This window comes from Nocardia concava NBRC 100430 (genome assembly GCF_000308815.1).
Classification (GTDB): Bacteria; Actinomycetota; Actinomycetes; order Mycobacteriales; family Mycobacteriaceae; genus Nocardia; species Nocardia concava.
Genome location: NZ_BAFX01000024.1, coordinates 1 through 24,507 on the forward strand (window position 1 = coordinate 1; position 24,507 = coordinate 24,507).

The window sequence follows — 24,507 nt, forward strand, 5'->3', positions numbered from 1 at the left end:
GGCTCATCCTGGATGTCGAGACCAAGAACTCGATCTCCGCGCGGGATGCGCTGGCGTCGGCGGGCAAGACCCTGGTCGAGCTGTTCGGTCTCGCGCGCGAGCTGAACGTCGAGGCCGAGGGCATCGAGATCGGCCCCTCGCCGGCCGAAGCGGACCACATCGCTTCGTTCGGTCTGCCGATCGAGGACCTGGATCTCACCGTGCGGTCGTACAACTGCCTCAAGCGTGAAGGCGTGCACACCGTCGGCGAGCTGGTCGCCCGCACCGAGTCGGACCTGCTGGATATCCGCAACTTCGGTCAGAAGTCCATCGACGAGGTCAAGGTCAAGCTGCACTCGCTCGGCCTGTCCCTCAAGGATTCTCCGGCTTCCTTCGATCCGTCCTCCGTCGTCGGCTACGACGCCGCGAGCGGCACCTGGAGCGACAGCGGTTCGTTCAGCGACACCGACAGCGGCGAGCAGGACTACGCCGAGACCGAACAGCTTTAGGTCATTCGGGGTGTAGCGCCCCGAATCGGCCTTCAACACAGGAGATTCAAACAATGCCCAAGCCCAAGAAGGGTGCCCGCTTCGGCGGGACGGCGTCGCACCAGAAGGCGATCTTCGCCAACCTGGCGACGGCGCTCTTCGAGCACGGTCGCATCACGACCACCGAGGCCAAGGCCAAGGCGCTGCGCCCCTACGCCGAGAAGCTTGTCACCAAGGCGAAGGGCGGCACCCTTGCCGACCGTCGCGAGGTCATGAAGGTGATCCGCTCCAAGGACGTCGTGCACGCCCTGTTCGCGGAGATCGGTCCCTCGTTCGAGGGTCGTGAGGGTGGCTACACCCGCATCATCAAGACCATCCCCCGCAAGGGCGACAACGCTCCGATGGCGATCATCGAGCTGGTCCGCGAGAAGACCGTGACCAACGAGGCCGATCGTGCCCGTCGCGTCGCGGCTTCGCAGAAGGCCACCGAGGCCCCGGCCGAAGAGGCCAAGGTCGAGGATGCCGCCACCGAGGCTCCGGCCGACGAGGCTGCCACCGAGGCCAAGGACGCGGAGTAATACTCCAGTCCTTCGGACTCAACGTGGAGATTCCATGAGTGAGCCCGCCGTCCCCTCCGGGTCGGCGGGCTTTCTCCATGTTAACCAGGAGATCGCTGTGACCGTGGAGGATCAGACGCCCGAACCGGTTTCGATTCGGGTACGGCTGGACATCAGCTACGACGGCACCGATTTCACCGGCTGGGCGCGCCAGCCCGGCCTGCGCACCGTGCAGGGCGTGCTGGAGGAGGCGCTGAGCAAGGTGCAGCGCGAGCCGATCCAGCTGACCGTGGCCGGGCGCACCGACGCCGGGGTGCACGCGGAAGGGCAAGTCGCGCACTTCGATACGCACACCGAGGTGGACGGGCCGAAGCTGGTGCACCGGCTGGCGCGGTTCCTGCCCAAGGACGTTCGCGTCAAGGACGTGCGCCTCGCGCCGCCCGAATTCGACGCGCGGTTCTCGGCGATTCGCCGCCACTACGCGTACCGGCTCACCACGGCCCCTTACGGCGCGGAACCCTTGCAGGCCCGCGGCGTTGTGCCCGTGCGATCCGGGCTGGATGTCGAGGCCATGCGCGAAGCCTCCCGAAACCTGTTGGGACTGCACGACTTCGCGGCCTTCTGCCGCCGCCGCGAGGGCGCGACCACCATTCGTGAACTGCAGCGCTTCGATTGGGTGCAGGACGGCGATCTGCTCACCGCCTACGTCAGCGCCGACGCCTTCTGCTGGTCCATGGTCCGCAGCCTGGTGGGCGGCATCCTGGCCGTCGGCGAGGGCCGCCGCACCCCCGCCTGGATCGCCGGTTTGCTGAACGAACGCGAGCGTTCCAGCTCGGTGACAGTGGCTCCGGCGCACGGGCTTTCGCTCATCGCCGTCGACTATCCCGCCGACGCCGACCTGGCCGCCCGCAATGCCGAGACCCGCGAGGTTCGCACCGTGCCGGGGCGCGAAGACTGTTGCGGCGGTTGATCGTTCACGTTCGATGAGTTCGGGGATCGACCCCGCGCCCGAGGTGCGCCGGGTGGAGTTGCGGTCGAGCGCGGAGCTGCCGCGGGAAGAGGCCTTCGAGCGGTGGGAGGCCGGGATGATCGAGACCTACTTCCCGCTGGCCGTCGCGCCGCTGCCCGCGCCGGACTTCCACGGGCGGATCACCCACGCGCGATACGGGGACGTGGACGTGACCGGGATCGGATCCGCGCCGCAGCAGGTGCGATTGACCGATCAGCTGATCGCCGACGCCGACGACGAATACCTGCTCGCGAGCATCTGCGTGCGCGGGCGGGGGCGGCTGCACCTGGGCGACCGGACCGCCGAGATCCGGCCCGGTGAGATGGTCTTCTTCGGCAGCGGCCGGAAACTGTTGTGGGAGTTCGACGCCGCCTGGGAGAAGACGGTCCTGCAGGTGCCCCTGGCCAGCCTGCGCGACCGCACCGGCCTCACCGTCGAGGATGTGCCGCTGGCGGTGACCGTTCCCAACCACGGCGCGGCCGCGGTGGTCTCCCGGTTCTTCCGTGAACTGGCCGGGCTGCAGGACCACTCGCCGACGGACGCGGCACTGCTCGGCGGACCCGCTCTCGATCTGCTCGGTTCCGCCGTCATGCTGGCGACCGGCCACCGCCCCGCCCCTCGATCCGCCGACGCCCTGGTCCGCGAGCGAGTGCTGACCTTCATGCGCGACCACCGCACCGACCCGGCCCTATCCGTGGATCGAATAGCCCAGGGCTGCATGATTTCCCGCCGCGCCCTCTACCGCGTCTTCGACGAACTCCCCGACGGCCCCGCCGCCGCCTTGCGCCGCATGCGCGTAGACCGCGCCCGCGACCTCCTGCTCCACACCGCCCTCCCGATCTCATCCATCGTGACCGCCTCCGGCTTCACCAGCGAGCGCCAGTTCTACCGCGCCTTCCGCACCGAAACGAACACCACCCCCGCCGCCTTCCGCGCCGCCAACTGACCCGAATCCCGCGCGTTGATCAGCAGCCTGAAACCCGCAGTGCCACAGACCCTCCGCCGCTGCCGCAGCCGCCGCACTGGTGGCGAGCTGCCGAGCGTCTGGTCGAAAGCTCCATCGTCATTCCGGCGTGCTTTTGGCCGGAATCCGCCTCGGACAGCGAGATCCCGGCCAAAAGCACGCCGGGATGACGGGTTGGACCCACGCCGGGATGACGGGTTGACCCACGCCGGGATGACGGGTTGGACCCACGCCGGGATGACGGGTCGGACCCACATCGGGATGACGGGTCGGACTTCTGTGAGGCATCGAATCCCCGCTGGCAGCTGCGGCATTCGCCGGGGTGCGAAGTTTCGGACGCATCGGCGGCGTGTGAGCCTGCGTTGCGCGATTCGAAGTCATGAAAAGCCCTGCTCTTGGGGGCGGTCTGAAGCCTGATGCCGACGAACGAATGCGCGACGGGGGGTGCGAAGTTCGGCGGCCTGATGCGGAAGGCCGGACGGCGGCGGACAGTTCGTGCATGGGCAAAGTGAAGCGCGGCCGTGGTCGCCGCAAGCAGAAGGTTGGACGGGTCGGTGGGCGGGCTGCGGCCGGGTGGGGAGGGCGGCGGGAACCGTGTGACTGTCCGGGGTGCCGTGGTGCGGAAACCGAAGCGCGTGCGCCGGCGGAGAAGGCGCTCACACTGGCGTCGAAATTCGAGGACGATGTGGACCTCTTCGAGGTCGAGTTCTTGATCGCCGAGCTCTTGGCGCCATGGCCGGTCGAGGACTACGGCCTGGTGGAGTTGTTCGGTGGATGGGTCGTGGTGCTGCTCGAGGCCAGGGCTACGTCGACGGCGCTGGGCATGCTGCGTGGGATCGCCTGGCTCACGGTGGGGGAATTGTCCTGCGCCGCAGGGCTGGCGGCGGATCGGGTGGAAGCCCTGGGGGTGATTCCGCCACCGTGGGTCGCGCGGCTCGGGTGTATTCGAGCCCGCGAGTTCACGCGGGTCCGATCCGGGGATGACGAGGTACTCACCGGCAGTTTCGAGCGAGCGGGCGAGATCCACGCGTTCCAGGTCTGTCTGGATCACCTCGACGCGGGTGACGTCTACCGCATGCTGCTGCTGGCGGGTGACGAGTTGGCCGTGGAGCGGCAACGGTTGGGGAAGGGCGTGTCGGGCACGGTGGAGCATCTGCCGCTGCCCGAGTTTCGGCACTCGATCGAATCGGCGTTGGACGTTCGGGCGCGGCGCGATCGGGTGGATCTGCGCCGGGGCGTGGTCCGGTATTCCGATCCGGATGACGAGCCCGTGCCCTACGTGCTTGCGGCGATGGTGTTGCGTGCGCATTTGCGGGCCGCGGAGGTGGTTTCGCAGGGGTGATTGCGGATGGCTTCGTCAAATGAAAGGGCAAGTCCTGTTTGAGGATTCATTGCGCAACTTGCGGGCAATGGGTTAATTCGGGCGCGGGGGTGAAAGTTGGATGTTGTTAAGGGAATTGGGGGGTTGGGGTGGGGGTGGGGTGCGAGAATCGGGCGATGAGGGGCGGCGTTGAGCCTGCGGTGGTGGAGGTTCGTTCCATGCCGGAGGTTTCGCAGCAGGAGACGTTCGAGGAATGGGAAGCCGTGGTTGCCGCGGCCTACGTTCCGCTGGTGGTCACTCCGGTGCGGTCGGGGGAGTTCCGGGCACGAATAGTGCAGTCCCGGTTCGACGGGATCGATGTGTCGATGGTGACCGCCAGCGGCCAGCACCTGAGCCGGATTCCGCGGCTGATCAACGAGCCCGAGGAACCGATCCTGTTCGCCAGCGTGACCACCCACGGGCACGGCTGGCTGGAACAGGACGGGCGGGTGGGCGAACTGGCCGACGGCGGACTCACCCTGCACGTCAGTTCCCGGCCCTTCAGCGCGCATTTCGAGCAGTCCTGGGGTGTCGTCGCGGTGCAGGTGCCACTGGCGCAGGTGGTGGGCGCGTCGGGCGTCTCGGCGGACCGTATGCCGACGGCGGTGCGGTTTCCGCCGGAGGGCGCCGCCGGAATCGTCGGGCGCTTCTTCTGCGGGCTGGCGCAATTGCAGTACACCGCACCGGATCAGGCGGCGGAACTGGCCAAACACGGTACGGGCCTGCTGGCCTCGGTGGTGCAGCTGGCGGCCGGCGACCTGCCGCGCGAGGAGCCCGCGCACGCGCTGGCCAAACAGCGGGCGCTCGGTTTCATCCAGAGTCATTACGCCGACCCGGAACTCACCATCGATCAGGTGGCCTCCGCCTGCTCGGTCTCCCGCCGCACCCTCTACCGCCTGTTCGAGCACGGCGAGGACGGCGTGGCGGCCATGCTGCGGCGGATGCGGGTGGAGCGGGCGCTCGCGCTGATCCGTACCGACCCCACCCGACCGCTGTTGTCGGTGGCGCGGGCGGCCGGGTTCGTGTCGGAGCGGCAGTTCTATCGGGCCTTCAAGCGCGAAACCGGTATGACCCCTGGCGAATTCCGCACCCATCATGCCTGATCAGGAGGTGAAACGAGGGTGACGTGAACTGGCAGTGATCTGGCACGGGCGGACAGTCACAGAACGGTCGAAGATCGCAATACTGGACATCGCGCCGCCCGGTCGCCGCCTTGAGCCGCCGGCGACCGGGCAGGCGGCCTCATGAAAATCCGGTCCAGTTGGTCTGTTTCGTCGCATCGGTCGCTTTCATTCGCAATCTGTCGAAGGCCCGGTAGTGGAATGATGTCGGAGTGGGTACCGCTTCCACTGCCAGCGCCGAGGTCTCGACGACCCCCGAGGTTTCCGCGCGGCAGGCATTCGAACAGTGGGAGGCGATCGTTGCCGACGCCGTACTGCCATCGATCATCGAACCGCTGGGCAAGGGGCCTTGGCACGGCAAGGTCCGCTACACCCAGTTCGATCGGTCCAGCCTCGCCCTGATGACCTCCAGCGCCCAGCGCGTGGTCCGCACCAGGCGGCAGCTCGAACAGGCCAGCGCCGACTTCCTCCTGGTGAACATTGTTGTCGAGGGCGCGAACTGGACCGAGCAGAACGGCCGGATCACCGAGGGCGGGGCCGGGACCATCGCCTTCTACGACAGCGCCCGCCCGATCGAGAGCCGCACCACCGAGAACGCGGTGTCCACCATCGTGCGCACCCCCATGTCCGCGGTGCTCGAGCACGCCGGGCTGGCGCGCGACGAGCTACCCATCGCCAAGGCCCTGCCGACCACCGGCGCCATGGGCGTGGTGGCCGACTTCTTCCGGGGCATGGCGGTGCTGCCGGTCAATGAAACCGACCGTGCGGCAAGCCTGCTGGAGTCGCAGGTCACCTCCATGCTCTCCTCGGCGGTCCTGCTGGCCACCGGGCACAGCTCGCCGGCCCCGGCCGATTCGCTCTACACCCGCCAGCAGGTGCTGTCGGTGCTGCGCCGGCGCTACACCGATCCGGACCTCACCGTGGACGAGGTGGCGCACGCCTGCCTGATGTCGCGGCGCACCCTCTACCGGGTGTGCGAGGACATCGGCGGCCCGGCCGCGCTGGTGCGCCGGATGCGGGTCGAGCATGCCCGGAGATTGCTACGCGCCGAACCGAATCGGCCACTCTCGGCGATTGCCGCGGCCTCCGGATTCGCCACCGATCGGCATTTCTACCGGGCATTTCGCCAGGAAACCGGGGAGACGCCCGGTCAATTCCGGTCCCGCCTGGACGCAGGCACACGCGGTCGGTAGCTCGGCACGGTATGTCGCTGAAAGCGGCACGCGTTCGGCGAAGGGTGATTGCACAGATCATCCGATCCGTCGAAGGAGCCGAGGTGCCGACGAAGGTGCGAGTCGCGGCCGTCCAAGCCGAGCCGCGATGGCTGGATCTGTGTGCCGGTGTCCAGCAGGCCATCGAATTGATCGAGGACGCGGCCGCGGGCGGTGCCCAGCTGGTGGCGTTCCCCGAGACGTTCCTGCCCGGCTACCCGTGGTGGCTGTGGCTGGATTCGGTGAGCTGGGGTCAGGGCTTCTTCGCGCGCTACCGCACCAACTCGATGACGGTGGGCCGCACCGAGTTCCGTCGCCTCGCCGATGCCGCGCGGCGGCATCGCATCCATGTGCTGCTCGGCTTCAGCGAACGCTGTGGCAGCGCGCTCTACATGTCGCAGTGCCTCATCGACGATCGAGGGGTGCTGCTCGGAGTCCGTCGCAAGCCCGAGCTGACGCCGCTGGAGCACAAGATCTTCCGCAGCGGCGAGCCCGGCGAGTCGCAGGTCTTCCGTACCGGCATCGGCCGCATCGCGGTGCAGGGCGGCTCCGAGCAGTTGCATCTCCCGGCACGGCGCGAGTTGGAACGCACCGGGGCGCAGATCCATGTGGTGTCCTGGCCCGGCTTCATCGTGGCGCGAGACGTGGATTGGGGTGTGCGCGTGAACAATGCGGCCACGCTCTGGTACGCGGTGGTCGGGCAGCTGAACGTGATCGCGGCGTGCTCGGTGATGGATGTGGCGGGCAGTGAGAGCCGCCGCGGCTCGGAGCCGGCCAAGCAGCTGGTGCGCGGGCCGGGCGGGCATGCGCGCATCTTCGCGCCCGGCGGGGAGGAGCTGGCCTTGCCGCTGAGTGGGCACGAACAGGGTTTGCTGTACGCCGATCTGGAGCTGGACCTGAGTTTCGAGTCCGCCGCATAGCGGAAGTGCCGGTAGCTACGGAGGAAGTGCCCGATACCTAATTCGGTGCATTGGCCCCATATCCCGCGATCTGACACACTCTCCCGAGTATTCGGCCGTACATGGGCCGACCTTTGGCATCGAGGGACGGGGAGTGGAAGCGTCAGAAGCGGTCAATCGGATCGAGGTGAGGTCCGGACCGGAGCAATCGGCGGCCGAGGCTTTCGAGCGCTGGGAAGCGCATGTGAGCGAGGCGTATGTGCCATTGGCGGTTTCACCAAAACCGACCGATCGTTTTGTTGGGCATATCGAAGCCGCGCGATATGGCGAGCTCGATCTGACCGTTGTCGGATCGTCCACCCAGTTCATCCGGCGCACGGATCGGCTGATAGCGCGCACGAATGACGAGTACCTCATCGCGAGTATTCCGCTTTCCGGACACGGATTACTGCGACAGGACGGCCGGGTGGCCGAGGTGCATCCGGGTTCGATCGTGTTCTACGACACCACGCGGCCCTATCAGTGGGATCTGCACAACGACTGGGAGCAGGTCGTGGTGCAGGTGCCGCTGAGCCGGTTGCGCGAGCACTACGGCATAGCCGATCCCGAAGTTCCCACGGCCACCGTCTTTTCCAGTGGGACCGCGCCGGGAATCGTGGCGCAATTCTTCCGGGGCGTCGCGGGATTGCAGCGCACCGATCCGGCCGCCGCCACCCTGCTGGCCGAGCCGGGAATGGATCTGCTGGCGGCCGCGGTCGTCGCCGCGGCGGGGCGCACCCCGCACGATCAGTCCGCGGATGCGTTGAACCGGCAACGAGTGCTTACTTTCATGCGCGCCAACTGTTCCGATCCCGATCTCGGAGTCGATCGAATCGCCGAAGGCTGCCGCATGTCGCGGCGTACTCTCTATCGGGTGTTCAGCGAGTTCGAGGGCGGGCCCGGAACTGTGCTGCGGCGCATGCGAATCGAACGTGCTTGCGATCTTCTCCGGAATGCGCCACAGTTGCCGCTATCGGCTGTGGCGAAAGCATCGGGATTCCTCACGGAGCGTAGTTTCTACCGAAGCTTCCGTTTGGAAATGGGAACGACTCCCGGGGCTTTTCGCGCCTTGGCATGATCAGTCGGTCTTTAGGCACCCGTCGCCATTGTTTGGCCCGAAACTCTTGGCAAGCATCACGTGCCATGAGGGAAAAGCGATGAGGATTACGGTGCGAGTCGCCGCCGTCCAGGCCGAACCCAGCTGGCTGCGGCTGTCCGACGGCGTGGAACAGGTCGTCGAACTGATCGAAGCGGCAGCGACGCGGGGTGCACGGCTGGTCGCATTCCCGGAAGCGTTTCTACCGGGATATCCGTGGTGGCGCTGGATCGATACCAATCAGTGGAATGTCGAGTATTCGACCCGCTGCCGCGAGAATTCGATGACGCGGGACGGTGCGGAAATGCGCGCGATCACCGAAGCCGCTGCCGCGCACGGCATTCACGTCGTCCTCGGATTCGGCGAACGGCAGGATCGGCGAATCTATCTGTCGCAGGCCGTGATCGACGATTCCGGCGAGTTGCTGTCGGTACGCCGCAAAGCCGGGCTGAACAGCGTGGAACGCAAGATATTCGCATCCGGGACACCCAATCTGCCCGCCGTGCACCACACTCCGATCGGCAAGTACGGCGCGCTCTCCGGACAGGAGAACCAGCGCCCGCTGCTCACCCGCGCGCTGCGCGCCGACGAGGAGCAGATCCACGTGGCCGCCTGGCCCGCCAATCCGGATGGCGATGCGCCCGGCCCGGATTCGAGCACCACCGTCAGCCGCATGTACGCGCTGGAAGTCGGCGCCTTCGTACTGGCCCCCGCCGCCATCGTGAGCGACGCCGCCTGGGGCGGCATGCCCCGCCCCCGCACCATCGGCCGCACCGGCCGCAGCCGCATCTACGGCGCCGACGGCACCGAAGTGGTGACGGCCCTGAACGAGGGCGAGGAGGGAATCCTCTACGCCGACTTGGAAATCGGCGCCTCCACCGCCGACACCCCCCACTACGAATCCCCCCGAGCCACCCGCGACCACAAGGACCGCGTCCCCACCCGCCGCGGCTCCCGCCGCGTCGCCTCCGGCTGGCAAGCGGGCCCCGACCGCTGGGCCCTCCCCATGACCCTCGGCACCTACCCCGGCGGCACCGCCGCCTGCTGAGGGGTCAGCTGCGTACCAGGCGGGCGATGGCGTCGGTGGCTTCCTTGATCTTGGCTTCGGCCTCGGGGCCGCCGGCCACGGCCGCGTCGACCACGCAGTGGCTGATGTGGTCTTCGAGGAGGCCCATGGCCACGGCCTGGAGGGCCTTGGTCATGGCGGAGACCTGGGTCAGGATGTCGATGCAGTACTTCTCTTCCTCGACCATGCGCTGCAGGCCGCGGGCCTGGCCCTCGATCCGGCGCAGGCGCTTGAGGTAGTCGTCCTTGGCGGTGATGTAGCCGTGGGCGGCGTGGTCGTGGCAGGACTCGTCGGCGGTGGTCTCTGCGGTGGCGGTCTTGTCGGTGGTCACCTGCGCTGTCCTCACTCCCGGTCATTGATACCCCCCTAGGGTACATGGTTTGCCCTGGTAGCACCACTCATGCCCGCATGCGCGAGAATCGTGCCCATGAGTTCGGATCCACGGGCATCGCTCGCCATCATCGGAGGCAGCGGGTTCTACGACTTCTTCGGCGATGACGCCGTCACGGTCGAGGTCGAGACCCCCTACGGCGCGCCCAGCGCCCCCATCACCATCGGCCAGGTGGAGGGACGCTCGGTGGCGTTCCTGCCGCGGCACGGCCGCAAGCACGAGTTCTCCCCGCACACCGTGCCCTACCGCGCCAATATGTGGGCACTGCGCTCGCTGGGCGTGCGCCGCATCTTCGGACCCTGCGCGGTCGGCAGCCTGCGCGCCGACTGGGGTCCGGGCACGGTGGCCGTGCCGGACCAGCTGGTGGACCGCACCTCGGGCCGCGCCCAGACCTTCTTCGACACCGGCGGCGTGCACGTCTCCTTCGCCGACCCGTACTGCGACGAGCTGCGTTCGGCCGCAATCGCTTCCGTCGGCGACGAACTGCCCTCGCACGACTACGGCACCATGGTCGTGGTGGAGGGCCCGCGCTTCTCCACCCGCGCCGAGAGCCGCTGGTTCGCCGGACAGGGCTGGGAGCTGGTCAATATGACCGGGCATCCGGAGGCCGTACTCGCCCGCGAACTCGAAATGTGCTACTCCGCAATCGCTCTCGTCACCGACCTGGACGCGGGACTGGAGTCCGGTGAGGGCGTCAGCGCCGCCGCCGTCTTCGCCGAGTTCGAGCGCAACCTGGTGCCGTTCAAGGCCCTCATGCGCCGCGCCGTCGCAGCCGTCGAGGGCGACGACACCTGCGACAAGTGCCGCGTCCTCACCGGCACAGGCGTGCAGCTGCCCTTCGAACTGCCCTGACGAACCCGGAACCGCCGCCCGAGCGACCGGGGCACCACGTTGTGCCCCGAGGTGCGCCATTGCACCTGCTCGCGGCGGTTTTCGTCATTCCGGGGGCTGCTCGCCGGGAATCTGTTTCGCCCGGAATGTCCATCACCCAATAGGTATTCGGGTTACGGCCCCCGCTGGACGTGAGCATCTGCGGCCGGTCGAATAGGCTGGGGCCATGAATGCGGGTGGTGGTTCCGACACCCTGCGCGTCCTGCTGACCGGCGCGGCCGGCTACCTGGGCTCCCACGTCCATCGCGCCCTGCTGGCGGCGGGGCACGAGGTCGTTCCCGTCGACGCCCTGCTCGAGACCGTGCACGGCGTGAATGCCATTGCGCCCGAGGGCGTTATCCGCGGCGATATTCGCGACGGCGAGGCGCTGGACTCGCTGCTCGACGGCGTGGACGTGGTCTGCCATCTGGCCGCGGCCGTTCCGCTGCCACAGCTTCGCGACCCCCTGGAGATCATCCCGCCCGCGCCGCCGAATTCCGGTGCCCAGCAAGAACTCACGCCGCTGCGACGAGCGGGCGCACACGGGCCGCAGGGTGATGCCGCCGCGGGCCGCGCGAGCAGCGACGGGGACCGCGAGGCCACCGGATCGCCCGCGCGCGAAGTGGGTGAGCATCCGGGGGCGGTGCCCGCCGCTCGCGGGGACGGCGCGAAGCCCCCGCTCGCGGGGTCGTCACCGCCGGACCACGGCTCCGGTCGGCCGGGGCGGCGTGAGGAGGCCGCCGGTTACGGGACCGGGCCGTGCGTGCGCGCCCCGATCGGCGCGGATCGTGGGGGACAGAGTCGGCCCGGGGCGGAGGGGATGCGGTGGGCCGCGCTGTATGCCTCGCACAATGACGCGGGCACAGCGGTCCTGCTGGCCGCCATGGAGCGCGCGGGGGTGCGGCGGCTGGTCCTCGGTTCGTCGGTGGCGGTGTACGGCGAGGGCCGGTATCGCGGGGCCAGAGGCGGAGTCTTCTATCCCGGACCACGGCGGCGGCGAGATGTGGATCGCGGGATGTTCGATCATCGGGAGTTGCGGTCCGGCGATGTGCTGACCTGGGAGCCAATGGGGGAGGACGCGCCGCTGCGGCCCCGGAGTGCTTATGCGGCAAGCAAAGTCGCGCAGGAGCACTACGCGCTGGCCTGGGTGGCGACCACCGGATCGGCCGCGGCGGTGCTGCGCTATCACCATCTCTACGGCGAGCCGGTGGCCGATGGGCGGCGGGTGCGGTCCGCGGAAGCCGGTGTGGTGGCACGGTTCCGGGCCGAGCTGCTGGCCGGACGGCCGCCGCGGGTTTTCGAAGACGGCGGGCAGGTACGGGATTTCGTGCATGTGCGGGATGCGGCCGTCGCGACGGTGGCGGCGGTGGAGCGGCAGGTGCCGGGATTCCTGCCGCTCAATATCGCCTCGGGGCGGCCGCTCACGCTGTGGGAGGTGGCCTCGGTCATGGCCAAGGCGGTGGACGGGCCGTCGCCGGTGGTGACCGGGCAGTGCCGGGTCACCGATATCCGCCATGTGGTGGCGAATCCGGAACGGGCCAGGCACGCCCTGGATTTCAATGCCCGCACCCCGCCCGCCCAGGGCCTGGCCGACTACGCCGCGCGCGGGACCGGCCGCCGCTGAAGGTGAGCCGTTAGGCTCCGGGCATGGCCGAATATTCGACGGACACCCCGCTGCGGCTCGAGGTCATCATCGCCAGTGTGCGGCCCAAGCGGTTCGCGCCGGTGGTCGCGGACTGGTTTCTGAAGCAGGCGCGGGCCGACGAGGCGTTCGAGGTGGGGGTCATCGATCTGATCGATACGCCGCTGCCGACGGATCTGACCGAGAACGAGGAGGTGCGGGCCTTTCAGCGGCGGATCGCGGCGGCCGACGCGTTCGTGGCGGTCACCTCCGAGTACAACCACGGCTATCCGGCCTCGCTCAAGACGGCCCTGGACAGCGTCAAGCGGGAATGGCGCGGCAAGCCAATCGGATTCGTCAGCTACGGCGGCCTGTCCGGCGGGCTGCGCGCGGTCGAGCAGCTGCGTCAGGTGGTGGCCGAGATCCACATGGTCTCCGTCCGTGAGACCGTCAGCTTCCACGAGGCCAAGCGGAAATTCGACGCCGACGGCAACACCCAGGACGGCGCGGCCATCGACGCCGCCGAGCGCATGCTGCGCCAACTCGCCTGGTGGGCAGGGGCTTTGCGCACCGCCAGGACCGTCGAACCGTACCCGGGAAGTTAGTTCGCGAAGGCCGCCGCGCGGGGCTGCCCGATATAGGTGGACTCGCGGGGGATGGAGACGAGGGTCAGCGGGACCTCGGTTGTGCCGGTACGCAGGATGATTCGGTTCCCGGCGGCACCCGGCTGATGGATGGACAGGTCCGGTTTGGCGGCGGGCCAGCCGAGGGGATCGCCGGTGAGGTAGAGGGTGGTGACACCGGCGTGCGGGGCGGGGGCGAGGACGCCGTCCACGACGGTGGCGGTGAAATCGGTGTCGGGCTGGTGGGTTTCGGCGGCGACTGTGAGCCGCTCGGGATTGCCGATGGTGGTGACCAGCTGGTGCCAGGCATGTGGCCGGTCGGTGCGGATCAGGATGCGTTCGCCGACGGCCAGTGCGCGGAAGATGAGCTGCTGCGCGAGATAGAGCTCACCCGCCACGTACACGCTCGAAATACCCTGGCCGACAAGGCGGATCGCGACGCCATTGCCGTCCTCGTCGGAGCCGAGCAGCTGCCCGCAGCCCGCCGACGGCAACTGCAGGGCGTCGATGTCGGCGATCTCGCGGACCTCGGTGGGCACGGTGTCGTCCAGGCCGGGCACCGCGAACGGCAGATGCGCGAGCAGGCCCTCACGGTGTCGGCCGTTCATGGAGATCATGTGCTGCTGCACCGGCTCCTCGGGCAGCTCCCGGGCGGTGAGCCGCCAGGCCGCGCCGATGCGCACGGTCTCGGCGTTGCGGCCCGGCCGCAGCCGAACCGCCACCGTGGTGCCGCGCGAGGCGGGCACCCAGAGCTGGGCCAGCAGGTCGGAGGCCAGCTGCCGGGGATCCACGGCGGCGCCGATGTTCACGCTGTTGCCGAGCTCGGCGTAGCGCCAGTGTTGGGTCAGCTCACCGGGATCCACGCCCGCGGTGACCTGCAGGGCGGCCTGGCGGATCTCGGGCGCGGTGAGCAGCCGGGCCGAGCAGTCGCCGTCCTCCAGGGTGCGCACGATGCGCTGGGTGGCGATGGTGACCACCCGGCACGCGCCCGTGAGCCCGCCGCCGCGCCGGGCCGCGGCCTCGGGAAAGGCGATCGGGTCGAAGGCGATGGCCAGCCAGACCGTGCGGTGCGCGGTGGCGGGCAGCGGGCCCAGCAGCGATTCGTAGATGGCGCCCGCGGGCGTGCCGGAGCGGCTGCGGTAGCCGTGCGAGACGATATCGATGCCGGACAGCAGAATGTCGTGCTGGCTCAGGCTTTTCGCGAGTTCGGGCAGCGGCAGCAGGTGCGCGGAGTGCACGGTGGCGCGGCCGAGGCGGGTCAGTCCGCCCTTGGGGGCCAGTACCTCGACGACGGCCACCACGCGGCTGCCGTCGCGGTAGAGCCCGAGCGAGCGGCCGTCGGGGGCGCGGAAGTCGATGATGTCGGCGGGCGGGTGGCCGCGGCGCGCCCGGAACCGGCCGCGGGTCGCGATCCAGTCCGACACGGTGCGTTTGCCGAGCGGTAACAGAAGGATCAGACCGACCACTATGCCGAGGGCGAGCGCACCCCACCAGATCAATCCGCACATCACGGCCAGGATCAGAACGACCAGTCCGGCGACCTGGGCCCAGACCAGGTTGGCGAAGGAGATCCGGCCGAGCAACGGCCGCCCCGCCGTCTCCCCGGAATCGGTCGTCATCGTCGTCCCCGGCTCCCCGATAGCGGCCCCTCAGGAGTGGCCGCGCGCGAATGAAGGTCCTGGTAACTGTACTGTGTTCGGCGAACGCAACGACCTTCCGGGAGTTGTATGCCTTCGAAACCCACGACCCGATGGCAGGTGAGCGGCTACCGCTTCCTGGTCCGTCGCATGGAGCACGCCCTGGTCCGCAGGGACGTGCGAATGCTGCACGATCCCATGCGCTCCCAGTCCCGCGCGTTCACCGCCGGACTCATCCTCGCGTGTGTCGCACTGGCGGGTTGCGGAGTGTTGGCCCTGCTGCGGCCGCAGGACAAGATCGGGTCCAACAAGATCCTCATCGGCAAGGACACCGGCGCGGTCTACGTGGTGCTCGACGGGGTCGTGCATCCGGCGCTGAACATCGCCTCGGCGCGGCTGGCCGCGGGCGATGCCGCCAAGCCCGCGACCGTCAAGGAGTCCGAGCTGGCCAAGAAGCCGCGCGGGCAGCTGATCGGGATTCCGGGCGCGCCGACCTCGCTGAACTTCACCGGTGGTGACGGCCGCACCTGGACGGTGTGCGACGCGCTGTCCAATGACGGTAGCCGCAACCTCACCACCTCGGTGCTCGCCGGGGATCTGACGTTGGCGGACAAGGCATCTGCGATGGGTTCGGGCAAGGCACTGCTGGTGCAGAGCCGGGAGCACACCTACCTGGTCTACGACAATGAGCGCGCCCAGATCGATCTGAACGATCGCGCCGTCGTCGACGCCCTCGACCTGCGCGGCCAGACACCGCGGCCGATCAGCGAGGGTCTGCTCAATGCCATTCCCGAGGTCCTGCCGCTGGTGGCGCCGCGCATCGAGAATGCCGGAGCCGCACCGGGTTACCCGATCGGCGACCACCGCATCGGCGACGTGGTGCAGGTGCGCACCGACAGCAAGTACTACGTCGTGCTCGCCGACGGGCTGCAGCCGGTGTCGGCTCTGACCGCCGACATCATCCGCAATGCCTACCGGTCCGCGGCCGCCGACGACCACATCGCGCAGGCCGACCGGACCGGTGCGCCGGTGTCCTCGGCGCTGCAGGTGTCGAAGTATCCCGACGAGGCGCCGACGCTGGTGGACGGCAAGGACCAGCCCATCGACTGCCTGACCTGGAAGCCGCTGAATTCGGCCGATTCCTCCGACGGCAGCAAGCACGCCGAACTGACCGTGCTCACCGGGCACGCCGTGCCGATTCCCGACCGCGCCAAGCTGGTTCCGCTGGCCCAGGCCGACGGGAGCGGGCCGAACGTGGACAGCTTCTACATGAAGCCGGGTGCGGGGGCGTATGTGCAGTCGACCGGGATCGAGCCGGACAGCCAGCGTCACGACAGCCTGTTCTTCGTGTCCGACTACGGAGTTCGCTTCGGCATCAAGAATCTGGACGCCGCCAAGGCGCTGGGCATGGACCCCGAAAAGGTGCGGCCCGAACCCGCGCCCTGGCCGATTGTCGGCCTGCTCGCGCCCGGGCCGACGCTCAGCCGCGAGGCCGCCATGGTCGCGCACGACGGGGTGGCGCCGGATCCGAGTCCGGCCAAGGAACCGGTGAAGACGCAGAGCCCAGCCGCGAATTGAGCACCCGTCATCCCGGCGCGCTTTTGGCCGGGATCCACCCTGCCGCTGTGGATTCCGGTCAAAAGCATGCCGGAATGACGGGTGAATGACGGCGGTGGTGATCAGCCCTCGTCGTGGACGCCGAAGCGGCGGCGCAGGGGGAACGAGGCGAGGAAGCCGAGGACCAGTAGGAGTGCCACGACGCCGGTGCCGATCAAGGCGACATTGCGCGGGGTGTTGTCGGCCGGGGGTGCGGGCTTCGGTAGTGGCAGTTGTTGATCGCGCGGGCCGGCGGGGAGCTTGGGCGGCAGTTCGTTTCGCACCTCGTCGCTGAGCGCGGCGACGGGATCGACTGTGCCGTAACCGATGTAGGGGTTCCAGCCCTCGCCCGGCGCGTGCGCCGTGGCCTCGATGCGTTTGATGACGTCGGCGGCGCGCATGTCGGGGAAGCGGGCACGCACCAGGGCGGCCACACCCGATACCTGCGGCGCGGCGAAACTCGTTCCGCTGTAAGGGATCACCTGGCCCTGGTTGGTGACCTTCGCGGTGGTCAGACCATTGCTGCGTGGATCGAGTGAGATGACGTTCTCGCCCGGCGCGGCCACCCCTACCCATGGTCCGGGGACGGTGAACTTGGAGGGCTGGCCGAAGGCATCCACCGAGCCGACGGACAGTACGTAGGTGTCCCACCAGGCCGGGACCACATACGAGGTGACGTGATCCCACGGATCGGCGATGGGGTGCAGCGGATCCAGGCCCGGATTGCTCGCCTTGCAGGTGTCGGTATTGCCCGCCGAGGCCACGATCACGGCGTCCTTGGCCTCGGCCGCGTACTGCACGGCCGCGCCCAGCGCACCCATCTCGGCGCTGGTGGGTTCGCTGGTGGGACAGGCGACGAGCGAGATATTGATGACCCGCGCGCCCGCGTCGGCGGCCCGCCGCACGGCCGAGGCCAGCGCGGAGATCTTGCCGTAGCCGTCGGGCATATCGTCGGGGCCTTTTTCCTTGCCCGCGCCCTTGGTCTGGTACAGCGCGCTGGTCTGGCGGATGGTCATGATCCGCGCCTCCGGAGCGACGCCCGCGAAGCCTTGGCCCTCGGCCTGGGTGGCCGCGATCAAGCCCGCCACAATAGTGCCGTGTGCGTCGCAATCTTCGGTGCCGTCGCCGCCCGCGGCCACGTAATCGCCGCCGGGGATTAGGCCCGGCAGGCGGGGATGAGGCGATACACCGGTATCGATGACGGCCACCAATTGCCCTGCGCCACGGGAGAATTGCCACGCGTCGGGCAGATCCAGGGTGCGCTGGGTGACGGGAATCGTCGGCCCCTCACCGCCCGACTGAGTGCTGTAGCAGGGCGAGTTCGCCGGGTGCTCGGTCTCGGTGGGCGGCACGGCCGGACCGCCCGGCGGTAACAGGCCCGAGTCGATGGGCGGCGGTCTGTCGGCGTAGGCGACGCCGGGCGCGGGTCCGAGCCCGAACGAAACGCTCAGCGCCAGCGTGAGTGTCGCTGCCGCTGCGTGAAAGCCCTTGGTGCCCACTCGGTCACAGTCCGCGCACGAGCGTGTACAGATCGGTCACCCAGAACGCCAGCGGCACAACCGCCGCCACGAAAGCGTATTCGAGCAGCTCCACCGCGCGCCGCATGGGCGGCGTCGCCTGCTGGCGCGGCACCAGAATGCCCAGCACCAGCGCCGCCGCGTAAAGCAGCAGGGCCACACCGAAAATCGTGAGCGGCTGGCGCTGGGTGAGGGCCGCGCCGATGAGCACCAGCAGCACGATGGCCGTACCGCCCGCGATGAGCACCACGGCCTGCTCCGCGCCCGCGTAGGTGCGGCTGCGGAACATCAGCACCACCGCGCACACCAGGGCGAAGGCCAGCCCCGGCCAGTACGGGCTGTCGGCGGTCGGGTCCACGGCGGTGACCGCGCCCGCCACCACGACCACGGTGGTGGCCGCGACCAATCCGGCCAGATATTCGCGTGCGCGTTCGGATTTCAGGCGCAGCGCCTCGAGGCTGGGCAGGGCGCGGTGGTCGTCGGGATCGTCCTCGGTGGGGTCGATCGGGGTGCCGGGGGCGGGGACCGGCGGCAGCGGCAGCTTGGCCAGCAGCATGGAAATCCTTGGGGCCAGCGACAATCCGGCCAGTCCGAGCGCGGCCGCACCGCCGCCGATGGCCCGCGCGGGCAGATCCGTCAGCAGGCCCACCAGGGCGGCCGGGATCGCATATACGGCCACCGCGGTCGCGCCGATGAACAGGCCCAGCCCCACCCCGCTCACCCGCCACGCCAGAATCGCGGTGGCCCCGGCCAGGACCGCGCCGAGCAGCGCGTTGGCCCAGCCGTAATGGCTCGGGACGTACAGCATGCCCGCGCTGAACGCGGTGGGCAGCGCGCAGCCGCCCAGCACCAGCGCGCTCGCGTGATCGCGGTACATGCGGCTGAGCACCATGCTCGCGGTGACCAGCAGCAGCGTCACAAAGGTCGCGACGATCCCGCTCACCCAGCCGGGAATCGCGGTCGGCGCGGCCAGCAGGCCGAAGCAGCCGGTCAGCATGATGGCCACGGCCAGCGCCGATCCGGTCAGCCGGGCCGTGCGCGGGGTCCAGCCCCGGAAATGGTCGGCGTCGGCGATGGCGACGTTGTACATGATGTCGTCGAACAGCGGCGTGGGCGCGATGTGCTCGGCGCTCTCCAGCATGAGCAGTTCCCCGTCGCGCACGCCCTGCTCTGACAGGCTGAGCGAATTGGAGAACGGCGGCTGCCCGATGCGGGCCAGCACCCACTCGTGCGGCTCGAACTGTTCGCCGTCCTGGTCGAAGTCATTGCCTCGATTGTGTTGATCGACCATGTCGACCACGCTCGGGATGACCAGCGCCACCGGCACATCGACGGGAATGGCCATATCGACCTGGGTGTGCTTGGCCAGAATGGTGACTCGCGCCAGATCCGGCGCGCGGACGGTGCCAGCCGGATCCGGCCGGAGCTCATCGAGGTGGTGGTCCGTACGCGAGTGCGTCACGCCCGCACTGTACGGCATGATGGTTGCCGTCCGTACACTGAGACCGCATGTCCAACGGATTCGATGGGTGAAATTTCAGCCATGAGCACCGTTCGGTTCCAACGTCGTCCACGCCGGGAGATGCCCCGCTCGCCCGGTGGCGAGGTGACCCTGCAGCCGCCGCCGGTGATTCCCCGGGCGGTGCCGGCCAATCTCTTCTCGAAGCTCATGCCCGTCGTCATGGGCGTCGGCATGCTCGGGATGGTGGCGCTCATGATCACCTCCGGCAGCGGCATAGCTACCAATCCGATGAGCCTCATGTTCCCGATGATGATGGTGTTCTCCATGGTCGGGATGTATGCCGGGCAGGGCGGCAAGGGGCAGAAGGCGGCCGAGGCGAACGAGGACCGCAAGGACTATCTGCGCTATCTCGATCAGGTGCGCAAGGACGTGGAGGAGACGGCCGGGCAGCAGCGGGCCGCCGTCGAATGGAGTCATCCCGAGCCCGGATTGATCTGGATGCTGGCCGGGACGACCCGGATGTGGGAGCGCCGGCCGGGGGACAAGGACTTCTGCCACGCCCGCATCGGACTCGGTAGCCAGAGGCTTGCTACGAGACTGGTCGCCCCGGAAACTGGGCCCGTCGAGGAGCTCGAACCCATTGCCGCGGTCTCGCTGCGGCGGTTCGTGCGGACCCACTCGACCGTGCCGGATCTGCCCACCGCGATCGCCGTGAAGGGCTTCGCCAGTGTGCAGCTCACCGGGGACCGGGCCCAGGCTCGCGAGATGACCCGGGCCATGCTGCTGCAACTGGCCATGTTCCAGGGGCCCGACCAGGTTTTGATCGCCGTGGTCTGCGGGCCCGACACCGCCCGCGAATGGGAATGGACCAAGTGGCTGCCGCACACCCAGCACCCGGATTCACAGGACGGGGTCGGCAGCGGGCGCATGGTGTACGGGTCCATCCGGGAGGCGCACGCCGATCTGAATCCCTTGCTGTACAACCGGGTTCGGTACTCGCGCAATCAGCCGCCGAATCCGAATCTGACCCAGATCGTGCTGGTGGTGGACGGCGGACTGCTCGAGGCGGAGGAAGATCCGCTGCGCGAGACCGGCTTCGAGGGCGTGACCGTCATCGACCTGTGCGGCTACGCGCCGCGGCTGGCCGCCTCGCGGGGCATCCAGATGGTGGTGGAGAACGGGGAGTGCGCCGGGCGCGGAGCCTCCGGGGTGATGGAGCGCTTCGCGGTCATCGACCGCATCACCGCCAAGGAGGCCGAACAGGCGGCGCGGCGACTCGCGCCCTATCGGGCCGCCGCCCAGCGGACCGCGGACGCGACCGGCGAAGAGGGCGAGGTCATTTCGAGCTGGTCGCAGCTGCTGAGCCTGGGCGATATCGGGGCTTTCACGCCGGAGACCGCGTGGAAGCCGCGCTACGGGCGGGAGCGGCTGCGGGTGCCGTTCGGTGTGGGGGCCGACGGGCTGCCGGTCGTCCTCGATATCAAGGAGGCGGCCGAGGGCGGCATGGGCCCGCACGGGTTGTGCATCGGCGCTACCGGTTCAGGTAAGTCGGAATTCCTTCGCACACTGGTGCTTTCGCTCATCGCCACGCATTCGCCGGATCAGCTGAACTTCGTGCTGGTGGACTTCAAGGGTGGCGCCACCTTCCTCGGGCTCGAAGGCGTCGCGCACGTCGCGGCCATCATCACCAACCTCGAGGAAGAGGCCGACCTCGTCGACCGCATGCGTGACGCGCTGGCCGGTGAGATGAACCGCCGCCAGGAACTGCTGCGCTCGGCGGGCAATTTCGCCAATGTCTCCGAATACGAGAAGGCGCGCGCGGCGGGCGCGGACCTGGATCCCATGCCCGCGCTGTTCGTGGTGCTCGACGAGTTCTCCGAATTGCTCTCCCAGCACCCGGATTTCGCCGAACTGTTCACCATGATCGGCCGCCTGGGACGCTCGCTGCACGTGCATCTGCTGCTCGCTTCGCAGCGGCTGGAAGAGGGGCGGCTCAAGGGGCTGGAGAGCCACCTGTCCTATCGGATCGGTTTGAAGACCTTCTCCGCCAATGAATCCCGTCAGGTGCTCGGCGTGCCGGACGCGTACAACCTGCCCAACAATCCCGGTGGTGGCTATCTGAAGTCGGATTCCGGCGAGATCCAGCGATTCCAGTCCTCTTATGTCTCCGGGCCCTATCTCGGTGGCGGTTCGTACCGGGAGGTCACAGTCACCTCCCAGTCCGTCCAGATCGATACGGCCGCACGCCCGTTCACCGCAGGCCACGTGGATTTCCGTGCCTCCGACCGGATTCCGCCGCCCGAACTGCCGGAGCTGATCGAGGAGCCCGCCGACACCGACCAGATCTCCAACCTGCAGATGCTGGTGTCGCGGGTGCGCGGGCATGGCCGCCCGGCCCACGAGATCTGGCTGCCGCCGCTCGGCGAGGCCCCGACCCTGGACGAGCTGCTGCCGCGCTCGATCCTCACCGGCGACTGGAATCCCGTTGCGGCACTGCGGGCCCCGATGGGCATTGTCGACCGGCCCTACGATCAGCGCTGCGACCCCATGGTGGTGGACCTGTCCGGTTCGCGCGGCAATGCGGCGGTGGTCGGCGGCCCGCAGTCGGGCAAGTCGACCGCGCTGCGCTCACTGGTCATGGCGATGTCGTTGACCCACACCGCCGAACAGGTGCAGTTCTATCTGCTCGACTTCGGCGGCGGCACCATGGTCGGCCTGGAGGGCCTGCCGCACGTGGGCGCGGTGGCGTCCCGCATGGAAGAGGACACCGTGCGGCGCACCGTGGCCGAGATGGTGGGCATCGTGCGGCGGCGCGAGGCCAGCTTCCGGCGACTGGGCGTCGAATCCATGGCCGAATTCCGGCGACTGCGGTCAGTCGACGCGGCCGGTGATCAGACGGCCGCGGGCGTCCAGGCCGATCCATTCGGCGACGTGTTCCTGGTGATCGACGGCTACGGCGCGTTCCGGCAGGAATTCGAACTGCTCGAACAAACCGTCATGAACCTTGCGGTACAAGGCCTTTCGTACGGCGTGCACGTGATCATGTCGCTGAACCGGTGGGCGGAGGCGCGGCCCGCACTCAAGGATCAGATCGGGACGCGCATCGAACTGCGGCTCGGCGATCCGATGGACTCCGACCTGGGCCGCAAGTTCGCGGCACTGGTGCCCATGGGGCGTCCCGGTCGCGGCATGACCGCCGACGGGCTGCACATGCTGACCGCGCTGCCCCGGGTCGACGGCAACTCCGACCCGGCGAGTCTGGGAACCGGTGTGGCGCAGGCGGTCTCGGCCATCACCCGGTTCACCCCGGGTCGTCCCGCTCCCGCCGTGCGCATGCTGCCCGAGCGGCTGCAGCGAGAAGAGCTGCTGCGCATGGCCGGTGACTGGCCGTCCCAGCTGGACCGCAGCCGTGCCTGCCTGCGGTTCCCCCTCGGCATCAACGAATCCGAGCTGGCCCCGGTCTATCTGGACCTGGCCGCCAGCCAGCACTTCGTCATCATCGGCGACTCCGAATGCGGCAAGACCACCGTCCTGCGCTCCCTGGTCCAATCCATCTGCGCCTCGAACACCCCCGACCAGGCCCGCATCATCATGGGCGACTACCGCCGCACCATGCTCGGCACCGTCCCCCAGGGCTACCTCGCCGGCTACGGCACCACCGCACCCCAGTTCACCCAGAACATGACCGACCTGGCCACCTACGTCACCCAGCGCATGCCCGGCCCCGACGTCACCCCGCAACAGCTCAAGGACCGCTCCTGGTGGACCGGCCCCGAACTGTATGTGATCGTCGACGACTACGACCTGGTCGCCAACGCCAGCGGCAACCCCCTGCACGCTCTGATCGACCACCTGGCCCACGCCCGAGACCTCGGCTTCCACGTCATCCTCGCCCGCCGCTCCGGCGGCGCGGGCCGAGCCATGTACGAGGCCACCCTCAACCGCCTGAAGGAACTCAACTCCGCCTCCCTGGTCATGAGCTGCAGCCGCGACGAGGGCATCCTCTTCGGCAACACCCGCCCCTCCCTCATGCCCCCCGGCCGCGGCACGTACGGCACCCGCGCAGGCGAAGACCTCATCCAAACCGGCTGGCTTCCCCCATCCGACTCCTGACCCCCTGAACGCCAGCGGGCCCCGGCGCGATGCCGGGGCCCGTTCGCTATGAAGTTCTGGTCAGGCGCTGATCAACCTCAGAAGAGGCCCGCGAGGGCGGTGTCCTTGGCCTGGAGTTCGGCGTTGCCCGTCCGAACGAGCGTGGCCGCGCCGTTCAACGTGGTGTTGAGCTGGAGGACGTGCTGGTTCCACATGCGCTGGAGGTCGGCGAACGCATCGTTCGCGTCACCCTTCCAGTTGTTCTGCACGAACTCCTCGACATTGCGGTGGAACGCCTCGAGCTGGTCGCGAATGACCTCCGCGCGGCGGATGATCGAATTCGCGCCGTCGGCGACGCCCTCGAAATGAGCGGAGATGATCTGGCCGTCGATTGCTGCCATGGTGAATTCCTTTGCCAAAGTCCGAAAAGAGGGGGAGCCGGTCAGACGGCCGGGAGGTCGAGGCTCGAGATCTGCGCGTTGACCTTGGACTGGTAGTCCTTGTCGTGCTCCTCGTAGTTGGAGCCGACCTTGATCAGGTTCTCGGCGGTGTGCATCAACTTGTCGTTGAGCTTGTCGGCCTGGAAGTAGTAGCGCTGCATGAACGCGTTGAACGCGTCGGCCGCGCCGCCTCGCCAGTTCGAACCCGCCACCATGCTGTCCTCATCGCGCTTCAGATCGGCGATGGCGTGCATCAGCATGTCGTGCGTCTGCTGGAACTCCTTGGCCTTGGTTTGGATGAGCTCATTACTGGCTTCGAATGCACCGGCCACGGTGCCTCCTTTCGATTTCGCGGGGGGACGACCCGTTCTTCCTGATTGGACGCAGGTCACGCACCCGCGGTTCCACCCCTGTTACAGCTATTCGTCAGCACACTATCCAAGGATCGGTGCCTCTGACCAGTGCCAAC

Annotated in this window: 21 protein-coding genes and 1 pseudogene; 16 read left to right on the forward strand and 6 right to left on the reverse strand. The window is 68.5% G+C overall.

The features are described 5' to 3' along the window. The 10 genes from ON43_RS06220 to ON43_RS06265 form a co-directional block, all read left to right on the forward strand. On the forward strand, window positions 1-488 hold a 488-nt coding region (locus tag ON43_RS06220; RefSeq protein ID WP_040804601.1), incomplete at its 5' end, for a DNA-directed RNA polymerase subunit alpha C-terminal domain-containing protein. A 53-nt stretch (window positions 489-541) separates the two neighbouring features. Next, on the forward strand, window positions 542-1,045 hold the full coding sequence (rplQ, locus tag ON43_RS06225) for a 50S ribosomal protein L17 (protein WP_040804602.1): 504 nt from the start codon (window positions 542-544) through the stop codon (window positions 1,043-1,045). 34 nt (window positions 1,046-1,079) lie between these two features. After that, complete coding sequence (truA, locus tag ON43_RS06230) at window positions 1,080-1,994, forward strand: tRNA pseudouridine(38-40) synthase TruA (RefSeq protein ID WP_083913192.1); 915 nt, start codon at window positions 1,080-1,082, stop codon at window positions 1,992-1,994. 13 nt (window positions 1,995-2,007) lie between these two features. Next, a complete protein-coding gene (locus ON43_RS42205; RefSeq protein WP_051178000.1) occupies window positions 2,008-2,979 on the forward strand; it encodes an AraC family transcriptional regulator in 972 nt (323 codons plus the stop codon). 703 nt (window positions 2,980-3,682) lie between these two features. Continuing rightward, window positions 3,683-4,339, forward strand: a complete 657-nt coding sequence (locus tag ON43_RS06240) for a hypothetical protein (protein ID WP_040804603.1) — start codon at window positions 3,683-3,685, stop codon at window positions 4,337-4,339. Between the two features lie 197 nt (window positions 4,340-4,536). Then, window positions 4,537-5,460, forward strand: a complete 924-nt coding sequence (locus tag ON43_RS06245; RefSeq protein WP_167333417.1) for an AraC family transcriptional regulator — start codon at window positions 4,537-4,539, stop codon at window positions 5,458-5,460. Window positions 5,461-5,690: 230 nt separating this feature from the next. After that, window positions 5,691-6,671 carry an AraC family transcriptional regulator gene (locus tag ON43_RS06250; protein ID WP_040804607.1) on the forward strand — a complete coding sequence of 327 codons (981 nt, stop codon included), beginning with the start codon at window positions 5,691-5,693 and terminating at the stop codon, window positions 6,669-6,671. Between the two features lie 83 nt (window positions 6,672-6,754). Beyond that, entirely contained in the window at window positions 6,755-7,609 is an 855-nt protein-coding gene (locus ON43_RS06255) for a nitrilase-related carbon-nitrogen hydrolase (protein WP_040804676.1), read from the forward strand. 133 nt (window positions 7,610-7,742) lie between these two features. Next, window positions 7,743-8,705: an AraC-like ligand-binding domain-containing protein gene (locus ON43_RS06260; protein WP_040804608.1), complete on the forward strand. Its 963-nt coding sequence runs from the start codon at window positions 7,743-7,745 to the stop codon at window positions 8,703-8,705. A gap of 79 nt (window positions 8,706-8,784) precedes the next feature. Continuing rightward, window positions 8,785-9,771 carry a nitrilase-related carbon-nitrogen hydrolase gene (locus tag ON43_RS06265; RefSeq protein WP_083913196.1) on the forward strand — a complete coding sequence of 329 codons (987 nt, stop codon included), beginning with the start codon at window positions 8,785-8,787 and terminating at the stop codon, window positions 9,769-9,771. Window positions 9,772-9,775: 4 nt separating this feature from the next. Here the strand turns inward: ON43_RS06265 and ON43_RS06270 are convergent, their stop codons facing one another. After that, the gene (locus ON43_RS06270; RefSeq protein WP_040804610.1) at window positions 9,776-10,120 is read right to left on the reverse strand and encodes a metal-sensitive transcriptional regulator; all 345 of its coding nucleotides are present in this window, start codon (window positions 10,118-10,120) and stop codon (window positions 9,776-9,778) included. Between the two features lie 96 nt (window positions 10,121-10,216). On the opposite strand from ON43_RS06270, the gene ON43_RS06275 reads away from it, so the two are divergent. From ON43_RS06275 to ON43_RS06285, 4 genes and pseudogenes are all read left to right on the forward strand, one after another. Next, window positions 10,217-11,032 carry an S-methyl-5'-thioadenosine phosphorylase gene (locus tag ON43_RS06275; RefSeq protein ID WP_040804611.1) on the forward strand — a complete coding sequence of 272 codons (816 nt, stop codon included), beginning with the start codon at window positions 10,217-10,219 and terminating at the stop codon, window positions 11,030-11,032. 232 nt (window positions 11,033-11,264) lie between these two features. Continuing rightward, a pseudogene (locus ON43_RS47325) lies at window positions 11,265-11,492 on the forward strand (NAD-dependent epimerase/dehydratase family protein); the annotation flags it as partial. A gap of 201 nt (window positions 11,493-11,693) precedes the next feature. Next, window positions 11,694-12,674: an NAD-dependent epimerase/dehydratase family protein gene (locus tag ON43_RS47120; RefSeq protein WP_444543737.1), complete on the forward strand. Its 981-nt coding sequence runs from the start codon at window positions 11,694-11,696 to the stop codon at window positions 12,672-12,674. 23 nt (window positions 12,675-12,697) lie between these two features. Next, window positions 12,698-13,276, forward strand: coding sequence for an NADPH-dependent FMN reductase (locus ON43_RS06285; RefSeq protein WP_040804613.1), 579 nt, complete (start codon window positions 12,698-12,700; stop codon window positions 13,274-13,276). On the opposite strand, the gene eccE is transcribed toward ON43_RS06285, so the two are convergent. Continuing rightward, on the reverse strand, window positions 13,273-14,913 hold the full coding sequence (gene eccE, locus ON43_RS06290; RefSeq protein WP_083913197.1) for a type VII secretion protein EccE: 1,641 nt from the start codon (window positions 14,911-14,913) through the stop codon (window positions 13,273-13,275). The two genes, ON43_RS06285 and eccE, sit on opposite strands and share 4 nt — an antisense overlap. 108 nt (window positions 14,914-15,021) lie before the next feature. On the opposite strand from eccE, the gene eccB reads away from it, so the two are divergent. After that, entirely contained in the window at window positions 15,022-16,509 is a 1,488-nt protein-coding gene (gene eccB, locus ON43_RS06295; RefSeq protein WP_040804615.1) for a type VII secretion protein EccB, read from the forward strand. A 101-nt stretch (window positions 16,510-16,610) separates the two neighbouring features. Here eccB and mycP read toward each other — a convergent pair whose 3' ends face one another. Both mycP and eccD read right to left on the reverse strand, forming a co-directional pair. Continuing rightward, window positions 16,611-18,026 carry a type VII secretion-associated serine protease mycosin gene (gene mycP / locus ON43_RS06300; RefSeq protein WP_245568490.1) on the reverse strand — a complete coding sequence of 472 codons (1,416 nt, stop codon included), beginning with the start codon at window positions 18,024-18,026 and terminating at the stop codon, window positions 16,611-16,613. A gap of 4 nt (window positions 18,027-18,030) precedes the next feature. Further along, the gene (gene eccD / locus ON43_RS06305) at window positions 18,031-19,506 is read right to left on the reverse strand and encodes a type VII secretion integral membrane protein EccD (RefSeq protein WP_040804687.1); all 1,476 of its coding nucleotides are present in this window, start codon (window positions 19,504-19,506) and stop codon (window positions 18,031-18,033) included. Between the two features lie 81 nt (window positions 19,507-19,587). Here eccD and ON43_RS06310 point away from each other — a divergent pair, with 81 nt between their 5' ends. Continuing rightward, a complete protein-coding gene (locus ON43_RS06310) occupies window positions 19,588-23,619 on the forward strand; it encodes a type VII secretion protein EccC (RefSeq protein ID WP_040804617.1) in 4,032 nt (1,343 codons plus the stop codon). A 77-nt stretch (window positions 23,620-23,696) separates the two neighbouring features. On the opposite strand, the gene ON43_RS06315 is transcribed toward ON43_RS06310, so the two are convergent. Next, window positions 23,697-23,999 carry a WXG100 family type VII secretion target gene (locus ON43_RS06315; RefSeq protein ID WP_040804689.1) on the reverse strand — a complete coding sequence of 101 codons (303 nt, stop codon included), beginning with the start codon at window positions 23,997-23,999 and terminating at the stop codon, window positions 23,697-23,699. A gap of 41 nt (window positions 24,000-24,040) precedes the next feature. Continuing rightward, complete coding sequence (locus ON43_RS06320) at window positions 24,041-24,370, reverse strand: WXG100 family type VII secretion target (RefSeq protein WP_040804619.1); 330 nt, start codon at window positions 24,368-24,370, stop codon at window positions 24,041-24,043. Window positions 24,371-24,507 lie beyond the last annotated feature (137 nt).